13 protein-coding genes are annotated in these 16,398 nt (G+C 41.1%); 6 read left to right on the forward strand and 7 right to left on the reverse strand.

Annotated elements, in window-relative coordinates; all coding sequences use genetic code 11:
* Nucleotides 1–105: 105 nt before the first annotated feature.
* The 7 genes from H2672_RS12525 to dnaA all read right to left on the reverse strand — a co-directional run bounded on the left by H2672_RS12525 (nucleotide 106) and on the right by dnaA (nucleotide 10,085).
* The gene (locus tag H2672_RS12525; protein WP_186671860.1) at nucleotides 106–1,209 is read right to left on the reverse strand and encodes an HD-GYP domain-containing protein; all 1,104 of its coding nucleotides are present in this window, start codon (nucleotides 1,207–1,209) and stop codon (nucleotides 106–108) included.
* Between the two features lie 134 nt (nucleotides 1,210–1,343).
* A complete protein-coding gene (gene gyrA, locus H2672_RS12530) occupies nucleotides 1,344–3,893 on the reverse strand; it encodes a DNA gyrase subunit A (protein ID WP_186671862.1) in 2,550 nt (849 codons plus the stop codon).
* Nucleotides 3,894–3,977: 84 nt separating this feature from the next.
* Entirely contained in the window at nucleotides 3,978–5,900 is a 1,923-nt protein-coding gene (gene gyrB / locus H2672_RS12535) for a DNA topoisomerase (ATP-hydrolyzing) subunit B (protein ID WP_186671864.1), read from the reverse strand.
* A gap of 81 nt (nucleotides 5,901–5,981) precedes the next feature.
* Nucleotides 5,982–7,100 carry a DNA replication/repair protein RecF gene (gene recF / locus H2672_RS12540; protein ID WP_186671866.1) on the reverse strand — a complete coding sequence of 373 codons (1,119 nt, stop codon included), beginning with the start codon at nucleotides 7,098–7,100 and terminating at the stop codon, nucleotides 5,982–5,984.
* Nucleotides 7,090–7,329, reverse strand: coding sequence for a S4 domain-containing protein YaaA (gene yaaA, locus H2672_RS12545; RefSeq protein WP_186671868.1), 240 nt, complete (start codon nucleotides 7,327–7,329; stop codon nucleotides 7,090–7,092). The genes recF and yaaA overlap by 11 nt, the downstream gene beginning before the upstream one ends.
* Before the next feature lie 99 nt (nucleotides 7,330–7,428).
* Nucleotides 7,429–8,565: a DNA polymerase III subunit beta gene (gene dnaN / locus H2672_RS12550; RefSeq protein ID WP_186671870.1), complete on the reverse strand. Its 1,137-nt coding sequence runs from the start codon at nucleotides 8,563–8,565 to the stop codon at nucleotides 7,429–7,431.
* A gap of 170 nt (nucleotides 8,566–8,735) precedes the next feature.
* Complete coding sequence (gene dnaA, locus H2672_RS12555; RefSeq protein WP_186671872.1) at nucleotides 8,736–10,085, reverse strand: chromosomal replication initiator protein DnaA; 1,350 nt, start codon at nucleotides 10,083–10,085, stop codon at nucleotides 8,736–8,738.
* Between the two features lie 505 nt (nucleotides 10,086–10,590).
* Between dnaA and rpmH the strand changes: the two genes are divergently transcribed.
* The 6 genes from rpmH (at nucleotide 10,591) to mnmG (ending at nucleotide 16,355) form a co-directional block, all read left to right on the forward strand.
* Nucleotides 10,591–10,725 (forward strand): 50S ribosomal protein L34, encoded by a 135-nt coding sequence (gene rpmH / locus H2672_RS12560; protein ID WP_067204080.1) that lies wholly within the window; start codon nucleotides 10,591–10,593, stop codon nucleotides 10,723–10,725.
* A gap of 80 nt (nucleotides 10,726–10,805) precedes the next feature.
* Nucleotides 10,806–11,147 carry a ribonuclease P protein component gene (gene rnpA, locus H2672_RS12565; RefSeq protein WP_186671874.1) on the forward strand — a complete coding sequence of 114 codons (342 nt, stop codon included), beginning with the start codon at nucleotides 10,806–10,808 and terminating at the stop codon, nucleotides 11,145–11,147.
* Between the two features lie 84 nt (nucleotides 11,148–11,231).
* Nucleotides 11,232–11,996, forward strand: coding sequence for a membrane protein insertase YidC (gene yidC / locus H2672_RS12570; protein WP_186671876.1), 765 nt, complete (start codon nucleotides 11,232–11,234; stop codon nucleotides 11,994–11,996).
* Nucleotides 11,993–12,766 (forward strand): RNA-binding cell elongation regulator Jag/EloR, encoded by a 774-nt coding sequence (jag, locus tag H2672_RS12575; protein ID WP_186671878.1) that lies wholly within the window; start codon nucleotides 11,993–11,995, stop codon nucleotides 12,764–12,766. The genes yidC and jag overlap by 4 nt, the downstream gene beginning before the upstream one ends.
* A gap of 196 nt (nucleotides 12,767–12,962) precedes the next feature.
* Nucleotides 12,963–14,348, forward strand: coding sequence for a tRNA uridine-5-carboxymethylaminomethyl(34) synthesis GTPase MnmE (gene mnmE, locus H2672_RS12580; RefSeq protein WP_186671880.1), 1,386 nt, complete (start codon nucleotides 12,963–12,965; stop codon nucleotides 14,346–14,348).
* A gap of 117 nt (nucleotides 14,349–14,465) precedes the next feature.
* On the forward strand, nucleotides 14,466–16,355 hold the full coding sequence (gene mnmG / locus H2672_RS12585; protein WP_186671882.1) for a tRNA uridine-5-carboxymethylaminomethyl(34) synthesis enzyme MnmG: 1,890 nt from the start codon (nucleotides 14,466–14,468) through the stop codon (nucleotides 16,353–16,355).
* The last annotated feature ends 43 nt before the right edge of the window (nucleotides 16,356–16,398 follow it).

Raw genomic sequence — 16,398 nt, forward strand, 5'->3', positions numbered from 1 at the left:
TATGTAGAATGCAAGACTTATTTTGAATTAGTTTTCATTTCTATTTTAGTGGCACTGAGATGCATTATCTCAAGCCTTTTTTATCATTACATTTTAAACATCCTCCTATTCCAATACCTTTTCAATAGCAAGATGACGATTCCTAGTCAAATCCAAAATAGATCCATCCACACTCTTCTTTACCATTGGACGTAATCTTGCGTCACGATGAACGAATATAACTTCCCCTGCTTCGCCGCTTGTCAGTAACACCTTGGTTCCAATAGAAAGATTTCCGACAAGGTCATGTAATGCTTGGACAACTTTTATATCGAATTTCCCAAACTCTTCTTCCTTTATCATCTCAATTACCTTAAATGAAGACTCCTTTGAACGATGAATCCGTTCTGACGTCATTGCATGGAAGACATCTGCAACTGCCAGGACTTGTGAAAACACGGAAATTCGATTTGCTTTCTCACCGCGTGGATAACCACTACCATCGAGTCGCTCATGATGCTGGAAGATAGCCAACTTCATTTCTTGTCGTAAAAGTGATGTGTCTTGAATCATTTGATAACTATACAATGTATGTTGCTTTACTTCATTGAACTGATCTTTTGTTAAGAATGCTGCATTTTCCGTAACTGCCATGTCAATTTTAGCCATTCCACAATCGGCAAGTACACCTGCAAGTCCAAGTTGTAAAGTCTGTCCTATTGGAAACCCAATCTGTCTACTGATAGCAGAAGCCAGTATTCCAACACCAATTGAGTGGTGATATGTGTAATCTTTGGTAGTTGAAAACTCATTTAATAATGTTAACATCTTTTTCTGTTCAATAAATGCATCTAATAGGGGGATCACTATGGAACGAACTTTTGCAATATCCGGACGTACACCTGCACGCCATCCAAGAAACTCCCTTTTATAGCTATGAACTGCGTCGCTGTATCGTGTTTGTAGATCTATCTGTTTCATAGGTATTTTTGCAAGCACATCGTCTGGATTCAATGGACCCTCGTTATCATCATATACTTCTTCTCTTTTAACGACGAGTCGTTCTTTGACTTTAACCTTTTTCACACTAAATGCATTCAAAACCGTTATATGTTCCAGTAAGAGCTCAGTATCTTTTCTAAGGATTGGGTAGATTGTATTTACAAAGATATCTTCGCTTGTAATTATGCCCGGACGTAGGTCACTTGTTTTTACATAGATTTCTGTCATCAATATTACCTGCCTTCACCTCATAGTTCTTTCTATCATACTCTAACTATTTCAATTAAACGATTAGATTATATAAATACACGTAAAAAAGGTTATTGAAATGGCCATGTCGGCCAGTTCAATAACCTTTTCACTTAAGACTCCGTATCTGTATCTTCATCTTCCTTCTCAATGGAAGATAACCCGGCGTCTTCATTATTTTCAGAAGAAACTACACTCTCTTCAACATTATTGTCGTCAAGTTCTTCTTCCTCTTCTTCTTTTACAACTTTTGCGACAGTCGCGACGAGTTCATCTTCTCCTAGTCGAATTAAACGAACTCCTTGCGTACTACGTCCAATAACGGAAATGTCGTCAATATCCATACGGATCAAAATACCATGTATCGTAATAAGCATTAAATCTTCAGTGCCATCTACTGTCTTCATCGCAACAAGAAGACCATTGCGCTCTGTCACGTTTAATGTCTTCAGACCGTAACCGCCGCGAGTTTGGATACGATACTCATCTTCTGGCGTACGTTTTCCGAATCCTTTTTCTGTAACTACTAATATTTCATCGCCTTCATTCACGGTATCCATACCGATTACAATATCGCCTTCACGCAGACGAATACCACGGACACCACCGGCTATCCGACCCATAGAACGAATATCTGTCTCATTAAACTTGATTAACATACCGTCCTTTGTACCAATGGAAATGTTTTCATCGCCTTTGGTCATTTTAACGCCAATGAGTTCATCATCGCCGCGAAGGGTAAGTGCAATCAATCCATTTGAACGGATATTAGCAAATTCGGAAACAGGCGTACGTTTAACAACCCCATTACGGGTCGAGAAGAATAAGTATTTGTCATCCTCGAATACATCTACAGGAATCATAGCTGTTACTTTCTCATCCTTATCGACACCTAACAGGTTGATGATAGGTAATCCTTTCGCAGTCCGGCTAAATTCAGGTACTTGGTAGCCTTTCGTACGGAATACCCGTCCTCTGCTTGTGAAGAACAAGATGGTATCGTGCGTCGATGTATTCAATAAATGTTCAACGAAGTCGTCGTCATTCGTGCCCATCCCTTGGATTCCACGACCACCACGACGCTGGCTGCGGTACGTATTAGCAGGCAAACGTTTAATGTAACCATTATGTGTGAGTGTCAATACTGAGTTTTCGACCGGGATAAGATCTTCATCCTCGATCATTTCAGCGCCGCCCAATGTAATTTCCGTTCTACGTTTATCTTCAAAACGAATTTTCACTTCGAGCAATTCCTCACGAATAATCTCAAGCAGTTTTGATTCATCTGCAAGAATCGCACGGAGTTCAGACATAAGGAGTTGCAACGCCTCGTATTCACTTTCAATTTTGTCTCGCTCAAGTCCTGTCAAACGTTGAAGACGCATATCAAGGATAGCCTGTGCTTGACGATCAGATAAATTAAATTGATCCATCAAACCTGTTTTCGCTTCATCTGTTGTTTTAGATGCACGGATAAGGGCGATGATTCTATCAATATTATCAAGTGCGATGCGCAGTCCTTCCAAAATATGTGCGCGATCTTCCGCTTTCTTCAGGTCGTACTGAGTACGTCTGCGGATGACAACCTTTTGGTGTTCCAGGTAATGGTACAAAATTTCCTTTAATGCAAGAATTTTTGGTTGACCGTCAACGAGTGCCAGCATGTTAACACCGAAACTAGATTGCAATGCCGTCTGCTTATACAAATTGTTTAACAGTACGTTTGCATTTGCATCACGGCGTACTTCCATCACTATTCGCATTCCGGTACGATCCGATTCATCGCGCAGATCAGTAATGCCATCGATTTTCTTATCACGTACAAGCTCAGCAATCTTTTCAATAAGACGTGCCTTGTTTACCTGGAATGGCAGCTCATGTACAAGAATTGTTTCCCTACCGTTCGATTGCTGTTCAATTTCTACCCTACCGCGGATAATAACAGAACCTCGTCCAGTTTCGTAAGCTCTTCTGATTCCGCTCCGACCAAGAATGATCCCGCCAGTTGGAAAGTCTGGGCCAGGGATAATTTCCATCAACTCTTCCGTTGAAATTGCAGGATTGTCGGCAAGTGCCAGAACAGCGTCAATTGTTTCACCAAGATGATGCGGAGGAATATTTGTTGCCATTCCGACCGCAATACCGGTTGTCCCGTTGACAAGTAAGTTGGGGTAACGACTCGGAAGAACGATTGGTTCTCTCTCTTGTCCATCATAGTTGTCTTGGTAATCGACAGTGTCTTTATTAATGTCTCGAAGAAGTTCCATTGCAATACGCGACATACGAGATTCCGTATACCGCATCGCAGCTGCACCGTCTCCATCGACAGAACCAAAGTTACCGTGACCATCGACGAGCATATAACGGTAGTTGAAATCCTGGGCCATCCGTACCATCGTGTCATACACAGCACTATCACCATGCGGATGATACTTACCAATGACGTCTCCGACAATACGTGCGGATTTCTTGTGCGGTTTATCGGCGGTATTTCCAAGATCCTGCATTGCATACAGAATACGACGATGGACCGGCTTCAAACCATCCCTCACATCAGGGAGCGCACGTGAAACGATGACACTCATTGCATAATCAAGAAATGATGTCTTCATTTCTGTACTAATGTTAATCCCCTTAACACCACGTTGCGGCATATCTGCCATTATTGTTAGACTCCTTTCAACTCAAAAATCCTTAAGAGAAAATAGTTCAATTACCTGACTAGCTTTATTACTTCAACTAACCAATTAAGTATCTATATTTTTCACATACATTGCATTTTCCTCGATAAATTTGCGACGCGGTTCGACTTCGTCTCCCATAAGCTGCTGGAATGTTGAATCGGCGTCAAATGCATCTTCAAGGTGAACTTGGAGTAGTGTACGTTGGTCAGGATCCATTGTTGTATCCCATAATTGCGTTGCATCCATTTCCCCTAGGCCTTTGTAGCGGGTAATAACTGGTTTTGGCATAGGTGAAAGCCGTCCGAAAATTTCTTGTAGCTCTTCCTCTGTGTAGCAATACTCTTCAATTTTTCCTTGCTTCACGCGATAAAGAGGCGGCTGGGCAATATAAACATACCCTGCTTCGATAAGCGGTCGCATAAAGCGGAAGAAGAAGGTTAAAAGAAGCGTACGAATATGCGCACCATCGACATCTGCATCAGTCATAATAACAAGTTTATGATAGCGTGCCTTGGCAAGATCGAATTCTTCACCGATACCTGTACCAAGTGCTGTAATCATTGCACGGATTTCTAAGTTACCTAAAATACGATCAAGACGTGCTTTTTCGACGTTCAAGATCTTACCACGAAGCGGAAGAATAGCTTGGAAGTGACGGTCACGTCCCATTTTAGCTGAACCGCCTGCCGAGTCACCTTCAACGATATATAGTTCACTTATAGCCGGGTCACGTGAGGAACAGTCTGCCAGTTTCCCTGGAAGACTTGATACTTCAAGTGCTGATTTGCGACGTGTGAATTCACGCGCGTTTTTCGCAGCAAGACGAGCCCGTGCTGCCATCAAACTTTTATCAATGATTTGACGTGACGTTGTCGGATTTTCAAGCAGGAATCGTTGGAATCCTTCAGAAAACAATGAATTAGTAATTGTACTAACTTCGGAGTTACCGAGTTTTGTTTTAGTCTGTCCCTCAAATTGCGGATCCGGATGTTTAATCGAAATGATGGCCGTTAGTCCTTCACGGACATCATCACCGGACAAGTTCGGATCAGCTTCTTTCAGTACACCATTTCTTCGAGAGTAATCGTTAATAACACGTGTCAATGCTGTCTTAAAGCCTGACTCATGCGTACCACCCTCGTAGGTATTGATATTATTGGCAAATGAAAACAAATTTTCTGCATAGCCGCTATTGTATTGCATCGCGATTTCGATTGAAATTCCGTCTTTTTCGCCTTCAATGAAAATAGGTTCATCATGAATTGGTTCTTTGTTTTGATTCAAATGTTCTACGTACGACTTAATGCCGCCTTCGTAGTAATAGACGTCGCTCCGCTCTTCATCGGTACGCTTGTCTGTAATCGTGATCCGGAGGCCACGGTTGAGATAAGCAAGTTCACGAAGTCGATGCGCTAAGATGTCATACTCATATGTTGTTGTTTCCGTAAAGATTTCAGGGTCTGCTTTGAAGCGGATTCTTGATCCTGTTTCATCAGTTTTGCCGATTACACTAAGTTCTTTCGAAACTGCACCACGTTCAAACTCGATGTAATGAACTTCGCCGTCACGTCTAACATATACCTCTGTAGTCTCAGACAATGCATTTACGACAGATGCACCAACACCATGCAAACCGCCGGAAACTTTATAGCCCCCGCCGCCGAATTTACCTCCTGCATGAAGTACGGTCATTATAACTTCGACTGCCGGTCTACCCGTTGATTCCTGTGTTCCCACCGGAATTCCCCGACCATTATCATCGACAGAAATCCAATCGTCTTTTTCTATCGTTACTTCAATATGATCACAGTAACCTGCAAGTGCCTCATCGATACTATTATCAACAATTTCCCATACAAGATGGTGAAGTCCTCTAGAACTAGTTGTCCCGATATACATACCTGGACGTTTGCGGACAGCTTCCAATCCTTCTAAGACTTGGATTTGATTTTCATCATAAGCCATCTGCATATCTTTCTCTTCCATTGCCAAACTGTTCACCTTCCCTTTCCGAACGTCTAACATTTGTATTTCTGGTGTTTAAATAAAGGGATGACTCAATTGTCATTACTCTCTATTAGCAACTTCACCTGCCGTCACTTCGAATATGTCTGCCTGACGAATTGTTTTATGGTCAATCCCTGCTACGTTCGTTGTCGTAACAATTGTCTGCACTTCTCCTTGAATTGTGTTCAAGAGATGGGATTGTCGGTAATCATCAAGTTCAGACAGTACGTCATCCAGCAAAAGGACAGGTGCTTCCCCAACTTCTTGCTTTACAAGTTCTATTTCCGCAAGTTTAAGGGACAGCGCCGTTGTCCGCTGCTGTCCCTGCGATCCATACGTTTGGATGTCGTAGCCGTTAACGAAAAAGTGAAGATCGTCTCTATGTGGTCCAATCAAGGTCATGCCACGATCTAGTTCACGGCGTCTTGCTTCAAGCAATCGCTGACCGAGTATAGACTGCATCTGTTCTACAGTCTGTCCGGAATCAAGTTCTTTTAGCGTTCCATAAGAAACTTGAAGGGATTCAATACCACGTGAGATTCCTTTATGGATTGGTTCCGCCCACTTTTGTAAAAGCTCCATGAAATAAAACCGTTTACGAATAACTTGGACAGCTACTTGAATATACTGCTCTGTATAAATATCAAACATGACATCGTTGAGGTTTAACTTCCCCCGATTGTCTTTTAAAATAGCATTGCGCTGTTTAAGCACTTTTTGAAATGTTAAAAGGTCATGTAAATAGGTTGGTGAAATTTGGCCGATTTCCATATCTAGAAATCGTCTTCTCACTTGGGGACTGCCCTTTACAAGATTCAAATCTTCCGGGGCAAACATTACGACATTCAATTGGCCAATGTACAAGCTAAGGCGTTTCTGTTCAAGATGATTGACACGCGCTTTTTTGCCTTTTTTAGAAATAACCAACTCTAATGGCAGTCGGCCATATTTACGTTGTATGTCCCCTTCTATTTTACCATATTCTTGGTCCCAGCGTATTAATTCACGATCATTTGAAGTTCTATGCGATTTTGCCATAGAAAGAACATAGATTGCTTCCATGATGTTTGTTTTACCCTGAGCGTTTTCACCAATCAGTACATTGATTTGCGGAGAAAACGAAAGGTCGAGTGATTCATAATTCCGGTAATTGGTTAATGCAAGTCTTTCAATATGCATCCGTTTGACCGTCTGGTAGTTCAGTTACTTTAAATGTACCAACGTTTGGAATTTTAACAATATCTCCGTCACGAAGTTTCTTACCTCGACGCTGTTCCTCCTCGTCGTTGACATAGACAATGTATTCATCCAAAAACCATTTAGCCATACCGCCTGAGCTGATTGTATTTGTCATTTTTAATAATTGTCCTAGAGTTATGAACTCCGTATCGATTGTAAGATTTTCCATAGAGTCTCAACCTTTCGCAAGTTAGTCTGTCTTTCTATTTTAGCCGACTTTCGACAGTAAGTAAAAAGGATAGTCAAATAAGTGACTATCCTTCGAGTTTCAGTATGTTCGTACAGGGAGAATAAGTTGCAAGATTGAATCGTCATCAACTGATTTCAAGATGAACGGTCGCATAGCTCCTGTAAATTGAATTGTTATGTCTTGCCCATCAATTGCTTTCAATGCATCCATCATATATTTAGCACTAAAAGAGATATTCAGCTCTTCGCCTGTTACGCCAATTGCTTCCACCAATTCTTCAACCTTACCTACTTCAGGTGAGTTTGAAGAGATTTCAATGACTTTACCTTCATTGGCTGAGAAACGGACAATGTTATTGCGTTCTTCACGCGCTAGAAGCGAAGCTCTATCAATTGCCTGAAGAAGCAGTCGACCATTTACCGTCACTGATGTTTTATATTCTAACGGAATAAGGCGCGAAGTATCTGGATAATTACCTTCCAATAGGCGTGAGTAAAATAATACACCACGTGTTTTGAATAGAACTTGTTGATCTGCAATGACAATATCCACAAGTTCGCCATTATCAGGCAAGATTTTATTTAGTTCTTGAAGACTTTTTCCAGGGATAACGACACTAAAAGGAACTTCCGGCATATCTTCAGGTATCGTCAATCTTCTTGCCAATCTATGGCTATCTGTAGCGATACAAGCAAGTCCTCCATCTTTAGCTTCCCAAAGTACGCCTGTTAATACAGGTCTAGTTTCTTGTTGAGATACAGCAAAGACTGTTTCACGAATGATTGATTTCATCAGATCTGCTGGCAATGAAAATAGATAATCATCTTTTACTTCTGGCAGGACTGGGTAATCTTCTGGGTCTAATCCAATTAGATGGAATTCAGACTTACCAGATTGAATATGTGTTTGTAGTCCGTTTGCAACTTCAATTATTACTTCGTTCGTAGGCAGTTTTCGTACGATTTCGCTAAAAACTTTAGCTTGTAGCACAATGCTTCCCTTTTCTGCGACACGAATAATCTGTTCTCCATTATCTTCTGCTGGTATGAATGTACAGATTGTAATATCTGAATCACTTCCCGTTAACGTCATTCCTTTTTCGTCCACTTCAATCTTTATTCCTGTCAAAATTGGAATCGCGACTTTTTGACTGATGGCCTTCATAACGTCGCTTAATCCATCAAGTAACTTATCTCTCATAATTTCAAATTTCATTCTATACCCTCGCTTAATATATATAGTATTAGTTATTAATAAAGTAGTAGTAATAGTAGTAGGGGCTGTGGATATGTGGGTAAGTCTATTTTCCCTTGGCGCCTAAACGTTTTCCACATGTGTATAACCTGTTCGTAGGTGTGCACCTCTTATTATATGTTATGCACAGGTCATCCTCTACCAAGGACATTACGAATATCTTGAACGTCTTGTTGCAAAGCTTGATCGTCTTTTAACAGTTGTCTAATCTTCTCGTGTGCGTGAATGACAGTTGAATGATCTCGTCCACCAAACTCAGATCCAATCTTAGGTAGGGAGAAGTCCGTTAGTTCTCTGGATAGGAACATGGCTATTTGTCGGGGAAATGCAATGGCCCTGGTTCTTTTCTTCGCAGTGAAATCCTCTAGACGTATGTCAAAGTGCTCTCCAACTGCTTTTTGGATATCAAGAATTGTTACAGTGCGCGGTCTTGAGTTCGGAATGATATCTTTCAAGGCTTCCGCGGCAAGATCTGTATTGATATCTGAATTAACAAGTGATGAATAGGCAACAACACGTATAAGAGCACCTTCTAGTTCACGTATGTTTGAGTCAATTTGGTTGGCAATGTACAGCATGACTTCATTTGGGATATCAACAAGCCCATCTGCCTTAGCCTTTTTACGCAAAATTGCAATGCGTGTTTCTAGGTCTGGAGGTGCTATGTCTGTGATCAAACCCCATTCAAAACGGGATCTTAGCCTATCTTCAAGGGTTGGAATCTCTTTTGGAGGTCGATCACTTGAAATAACAATCTGTTTCGATTCTTCGTGAAGCGTGTTGAATGTATGGAAAAATTCTTCTTGAGTTTGTTCTTTTCCCGCAAGGAATTGAATATCATCTATTAAGAGCACGTCCACATTCCGATAACGATTACGGAACTCGACAGCTTTATTATCACGAATAGAGTTAATGAATTCATTTGTAAACTTCTCAGATGAAAGATACATGACTTTTGCTGATGGGTTCTGTTCGAGTACATAATGTCCAATTGCATGCATTAAGTGTGTCTTTCCAAGCCCCACGCCCCCATAGATAAACAGCGGATTATAGGCTTTAGCTGGTGCTTCGGCAACGGCAAGTGACGCTGCATGGGCAAAACGATTTCCCGAACCAATGACGAACGTGTCGAACGTATATTTTAGATTAAGCATGCCAGGTGCCGACGTTAATGGAACCTTTTCTATAGGTTTCACAGTCGGTTTAGGTAGCATGAAATCATTTTCTTCCATGTTTTTAGGTACAACAAACTGAATGATTCGGTCTTCGCCGGTCAATTCGGATAGAATTCCAGTAATAAGATGTACATAGTGGTTTTCAAGCCAGTCTTTTGCAAATGAGTTCGGTGCGGCGATTGTGACATTCTCTTCGCCATAAGACATCAGTTTTGTCGACTTTAACCAAGTTTCAAAACTGGGTCTTGAAATCTTCTGCTCAACCTTCGACAAAACTTCGATCCATAATTCTTCTAAGTGTTCCAAACGTGTGCCTCCTTTACAGTGAAAATAAAAAACCCGAGGATATGTATTATACACAGTTTTCCGTTGTGTGGATAACAATTATGCAAAAGTGTTGAAAAAAGTATCCACAATGTATTAACAACTGTGGATAACAAAATTACTATAAAATTATGTGCATAACAAATTCATCTCATTGTAACAGGAAATGTTGTGGATTACAAGGAGTCTTGAACCTTATCCACAGTGCTAGCGGTTGTGGATGAAATCTTTATCCACAGCCCTTGGTATGTGAGGAAGATGTCGATAAGCGGTGTGTATAAAAAAACCCCGGAAAATACTATCCACATCATTGTTGAAAAAAGGCGATAGGAACCGTGGATAACTTATTAAGGTGAAATTAGAGAAACTAAGTGGGCTAAATTACTGACGAATAGGAAAGGGTTGACTTTTACCTTGGAAATCCGATATACTATTCAAGACTGTCACAGTAATAAATAGACAATCAATGCAGGAGGTGTCTTAAAAGATGAAACGTACTTACCAACCAAATAAACGTAAACGTAGTAAAGTCCACGGTTTCCGTGAAAGAATGAGCACGAAAAGCGGACGCAGAATTCTAGCAGCTCGTCGTCGTAAAGGAAGAAAAGTCCTATCAGCATAAGGCCACTGACATTTCAGTGGTCTTTTTTCTTTTTTATTAATGAAGAACTATAATCATAGATGACGGAGCAGGTGTATGGGATGAACAAACGTCAACGGGTAAAGAAAAATGAGGAATTTCAAGAAGTATTCAAAAAAGGGAAGTCGTTTGCTAATCGGCAATTTGTTGTGTATTCCTATAGGAAGGAAGACCAGCCAGAATTCAGGATTGGTCTGTCCGTCAGTAAAAAAGTAGGTAATGCAGTCGCCCGAAATAGGATCAAACGGTATTTACGACAGTCCTTCCTGGAAATGAAAGACGAACTGCGTAACGATATGGATTATGTCATCATCGCCAGACATCAGGCGGCCACATTAGATTTTCATGAAACGAAGAAAAGCTTACAGCACGTCTTACGTATTTCCCGCGTTTTAAAGAAGTAGAAGGAAGTATATGAACGTGATAAACTGTTAGTATCGGTCGATAGGGCCTTTTAATTGAATAAGATAAGATTTGGGGGAACTGATTTGAAAAAGAAATTAGCATTAATCCTCATACTGACAGCATTGTCGGTATTTCTTGCGGGATGTTCGGAATTCCAACAACCAATTTACGAGGACAGTGAAGGTTTTTGGAACAAATTTGTCGTCTGGCCGTTAGTTTCCCTTATAACGACATTCAAAGACATTCTAGGAACATACGGGTACGGAATTGTTGCAGTTACAATCATCATCCGACTTGTCTTGCTTCCATTAATGATCAAACAGACACAGAGTTCAAAGCGGATGCAGGAAATTCAGCCTGAACTGAAAGCGCTGAAAGAGAAATACAAATCAAAAGACGCGGTTACACAACAAAAGTACCGTGAAGAAATGCAAAAGGTTATGTCAGAACGAAAAATCAATCCGGCGGCGGGCTGTTTACCAGTCGTAATCCAAATGCCAATTCTATTCGGTTTCTATCATGCCATCAGCCGAATGAATGTCACATACGATATTGGGAACTTCTTATGGTTTGAACTTGCAGCGCCAAGTATTACGCTTGCAGTTTTAGCAGGAGCTATGCAGTTCATCGTTTTACGTACGGGTCCTGCAATGGACAACCCACAGATGAAAGTAATGATGTACATCATGCCATTCATGATTATGATCTTCGGTTCATTCTTACCGGCAGCACTTTCACTTTACTGGGTAATCGGTAATATCATTTCAATTATCCAAAACATCTTCATTTACAAACCATTTAAGAAAAAGGAAGTGGAACTTGTAAAAGTGGGAGGGAAACGGAAATGACAAGGACGACGCGAAGGGGAACCACGGTTGAATTAGCGATTTCATCGGCATTGATAGCACTTGGTGTTACGCGTGACGAAGTAGAAGTCGAAGTGATCAATCAAGGGAGAAAAGGATTTCTAGGTTTCGGTGCAAAAGAAGCTGAAGTAACCGTAACTATCGTAAATTTTGAAGAACCTTCCGTCCCTGAAAAGGTATCGGTACCTGAAGAAGCAAATCCTGTAATGGAAATACAACCATTTGAGATTGAAGTTATTGGCAAATCCGTTGAACCTCCCGGGGAGAAAGAGGAAGTCCAAATCGAAGGATTGTCTGATGAAACCGCAATTGCAGAAACAGAACACTATTTAAAAATGATTGCGATTGGAATGGGTATCGATGACATTCAAATTAGCCATGAAACTAACGGTAAATATGTTACTTTTCAAATGGAAAGTGCAAAAGCTGCATTACTGATTGGGAAACGTGGACAAACGCTAAATGCACTCCAGCAATTATCGCAGCTTGTAACGAACAAATTGGCGAGTCAATTCAAGGTTGTCCGGATAGATGTCGGTGATTACCGGGAGCGTCGCGAACAATCATTGGAACAATTAGCTGAACGAATGGCTGATAAAGCAGTCCGAACCGGAAAAAGAATCCAGTTAGAACCGATGGCTTCTTATGAAAGAAAAGTCATTCATAATGCATTATCACGACGACTGGATATTGAAACATATTCAGAGGGAACTGATCCATTCAGGTATCTAGTCATTGAATCTGTTAGGTGAAAAAAAGTCCTGCAAAGACGAACCCTGTCTCTGCGGGACTTTTTTGTATTAATTGTAAAGATGACTTAACTTATCCACATTATTTAAATTGCGACACTAGGAGGATGGAAGGACTTGTGATAATATATTATGTTAGATAGTCGTGTCCGAAATAGGTTATCCACATGTGAGTAACCAAGTCAGGAAGGTGAAAAACGTGCATTTTGATACAATAGCTGCCATCTCGACTCCAATGGGGGAAGGTGCAATTGCCATCGTCAGGTTAAGTGGGGACGAAGCTGTCCAAATAGCGGATCGTATTTTCCGTTCACCGTCTGGTAAAAGGCTAAATGAAGAACAATCACATACAATCCATTATGGTCATTTAATAGATCCATCAACTGCTGAAATTGTCGAAGAAGTAATGGTTTCTCTTATGAAGGCACCAAAAACATTTACACGTGAAGATGTCGTAGAAGTAAACTGTCATGGGGGAATTGTTGCCGTCACTCGTGTTCTTCAACTAGTGCTGAAGCAAGGGGCGCGTCTTGCAGAACCTGGTGAATTCACAAAACGTGCATTTCTTAATGGGCGAATTGATTTGTCTCAAGCCGAAGCGGTCATGGACCTTATTCGTGCAAAGACAGACCGTGCCATGAATGTTGCACTCAATCAGATGGAAGGAAAACTTTCTCGGTTGATTGGAGGACTGCGACAAGCGCTTATTGAAACGTTGGCGCAAGTTGAAGTAAATATCGATTATCCGGAGTATGATGACGTCGAAGAAATGACAATCCCGCTGATGATTGAAAAAAGTACGTGGGTAAGAAATGAAATCGATGAGTTGTTGAAAACATCATCTCAAGGTAAAATCCTTCGAGAAGGTCTGTCTACTGTTATTATTGGTAGACCCAATGTAGGCAAATCTTCCTTACTAAATAGCATCATTCAAGAAAATAAAGCAATCGTAACCGACATTGCGGGGACGACGCGTGATATTATTGAAGAGTACGTCAATGTGCGGGGTGTTCCACTTCGTCTAATCGATACTGCTGGAATCAGGGAAACAGAAGATATTGTGGAACGAATCGGCGTCGAAAAGTCGAGGAAAGTGTTGAAGGAAGCGGATTTAATTCTACTCGTCCTTAACAGTTCTGAAGAGTTGTCGATAGAAGACGAACGGTTATTTGAAGTAGTTTCAGGAATGGATACGATCTTTGTTATCAATAAAACCGACCTACCACAAAAAATTGATATGCAAAAAGTGATGGAACATGCCGGAACGGGCAAAGTTGTCACGACCTCTCTTGTGAAAGACGAAGGGGTAGATGAACTGGAAGAAGCAATTGCCGGACTCTTTTTCGAAGGAAATCTTGAATCAGGCGATTTCACATATGTTTCAAATGCACGACATATCGCATTGTTATACAACGCGCGTGCCACAATTGAAGACGCACTCGCAGCTGCTGAAGCGGGCGTTCCAGTCGATATGATTCAGATTGACGTTACACGGACGTGGGAAATTCTCGGTGAAATTATTGGGGACACAGTCCAAGACGGTCTACTTAATGAGTTATTTTCTCAATTCTGCCTCGGAAAATAAAATAAGATGAGTGTTCAAAAAGAATGAATGGAAAGGGGGAATCTGCCAAACGCAGTGACTTGCTACTACTTTTCATCGGATTTTTTGAATTACTTTAATAGAAAGAAGGAAAAGAACATGCCCAAATTTGAAGCAGGCACGTTCGACGTTATTGTTATTGGAGCCGGCCATGCGGGAGTTGAGGCGGCACTTTCCGCTGCTAAAATGGGTGCAACAACGCTCGTACTTACAATGAACCTCGATATGATAGCCTTTATGCCGTGTAATCCGTCACTTGGCGGTCCCGCTAAAGGGATCGTCGTACGTGAAATTGATGCACTAGGCGGTGCAATGGGGAAAGTAATCGACAAAACACATATCCAAATGCGGATGTTGAATACAGGCAAAGGGCCTGCGGTGCGTGCGCTTCGTGCGCAAGCTGACAAAGTCCTATACCAGTCGGAAATGAAACGTCTTCTTGAAGAACAGGAAAATCTATTACTTCACCAAGGCGTTGTAGAAGAACTAATCGTGGAAGACGATGAAATAAAAGGAGTACTTACACAAGTCGGTGCAATTTACCGTGCGAAGACAGTCATCATAACAACAGGTACATTCCTGCGCGGTGAAGTTATTATCGGTGACCTGAAATATTCGAGCGGACCGAATAACCAAATGCCTTCAATTAAACTTGCAGACAATATTCGTGAACTTGGTTTTGATATGGTGAGATTCAAAACGGGCACTCCACCACGTGTGAATAGCAGAACGATTGATTATAGCAAAACTGAAATCCAACCAGGAGATGATACAGCGTGGGCATTCAGTTATGAAACAACTGAATTCATCACTGATCAACTACCGTGTTGGCTGACATATACATCACCAAGAACACATGAACTTATTAATGAAAACCTTCACTTGTCACCGATGTATTCCGGGATGATTAAAGGGAAAGGGCCCCGCTATTGTCCATCAATTGAAGATAAAATTGTGCGTTTTGCTGATAAATCTCGTCATCAGATTTTCCTTGAGCCAGAAGGCCGAAATACGCAAGAAGTGTATGTCCAAGGATTATCGACAAGTTTGCCGGAACACGTTCAAAAACAATTAATTGCAAGCGTACCGGGACTTGAAAATGCGGAAATGATGCGTGCAGGCTATGCAATTGAGTATGATGCAATCGTCCCTACGCAACTATGGCCTACACTTGAAACAAAAAGAATTCGTAATCTATACACAGCTGGCCAGCTTAATGGAACATCTGGCTACGAAGAAGCAGCGGGCCAAGGAATCATGGCAGGTATTAATGCTGCTTCCCGTGCTCTAGGGAAAGAAGAACGTGTCCTAGGGCGTGCTGATGCATATATAGGCGTCCTTATTGATGACCTTGTTACAAAAGGGACAAGCGAGCCATATAGACTTCTGACATCACGCGCAGAATACCGACTGTTGTTGCGTCATGACAATGCGGATATGCGACTGACTGAAATAGGATACCAAATTGGATTGATTAATGAAGAAAGACACGATGCTCATATTATTAAGAAGCAACAAATTGAAGAAGAAATTATCAGGCTGCGAAAAGTGACGATTAAACCGACTAGTGATGTTCAGGACATCATACGTGAAACAGGCGGCTCGGAACTTAGAGAACCGATGAAAGCAGCAGATCTTCTAAAACGTCCTGAAATAAACTATAGCCAGATAGAAAGAATGGTTCCACCAGAAGAAAAGAAATCAAAAGAAGTAGAAGAGCAAGTTGAAATCTTCATTAAGTATGAGGGTTATATTGAAAAGTCATTGCAACAAGTAGATAAAATGAAAAAACTTGAGAACAAAAAAATACCCGATAATATCGACTATAATGCAATATCCGGTATCGCGTCAGAAGCCAAAAGTGTACTGAGTGAGGTAAGACCATTATCCATTGCACAAGCATCTCGCATATCCGGTGTTAATCCAGCTGATATTTCAATTCTTCTTGTCTATATTGAACAGGGGAGAATCGCCAAAATTTCGGGCTAAATTAGCTAATGCAGGTCTTGGATTAAATTACTTAATTCAAGTT

Origin of the sequence: Sporosarcina sp. BP05, assembly GCF_014282005.1 — a bacterium.
Classification (GTDB): Bacteria; Bacillota; Bacilli; order Bacillales_A; family Planococcaceae; genus Sporosarcina.

What these genes read in the sequence shown, in the direction of transcription:
- H2672_RS12525 (WP_186671860.1), bottom strand. Translation starts at nt 1,209, where the DNA reads ATGACAGAAATCTATGTAAAAACAAGTGACCTACGTCCGGGCATAATT.
- gyrA (WP_186671862.1), bottom strand. Translation starts at nt 3,893, where the DNA reads ATGGCAGATATGCCGCAACGTGGTGTTAAGGGGATTAACATTAGTACA.
- gyrB (WP_186671864.1), bottom strand. Translation starts at nt 5,900, where the DNA reads ATGGAAGAGAAAGATATGCAGATGGCTTATGATGAAAATCAAATCCAA.
- recF (WP_186671866.1), bottom strand. Translation starts at nt 7,100, where the DNA reads ATGCATATTGAAAGACTTGCATTAACCAATTACCGGAATTATGAATCA.
- yaaA (WP_186671868.1), bottom strand. Translation starts at nt 7,329, where the DNA reads ATGGAAAATCTTACAATCGATACGGAGTTCATAACTCTAGGACAATTA.
- dnaN (WP_186671870.1), bottom strand. Translation starts at nt 8,565, where the DNA reads ATGAAATTTGAAATTATGAGAGATAAGTTACTTGATGGATTAAGCGAC.
- rpmH (WP_067204080.1), top strand. Translation starts at nt 10,591, where the DNA reads ATGAAACGTACTTACCAACCAAATAAACGTAAACGTAGTAAAGTCCAC.
- rnpA (WP_186671874.1), top strand. Translation starts at nt 10,806, where the DNA reads ATGAACAAACGTCAACGGGTAAAGAAAAATGAGGAATTTCAAGAAGTA.
- jag (WP_186671878.1), top strand. Translation starts at nt 11,993, where the DNA reads ATGACAAGGACGACGCGAAGGGGAACCACGGTTGAATTAGCGATTTCA.
- mnmG (WP_186671882.1), top strand. Translation starts at nt 14,466, where the DNA reads ATGCCCAAATTTGAAGCAGGCACGTTCGACGTTATTGTTATTGGAGCC.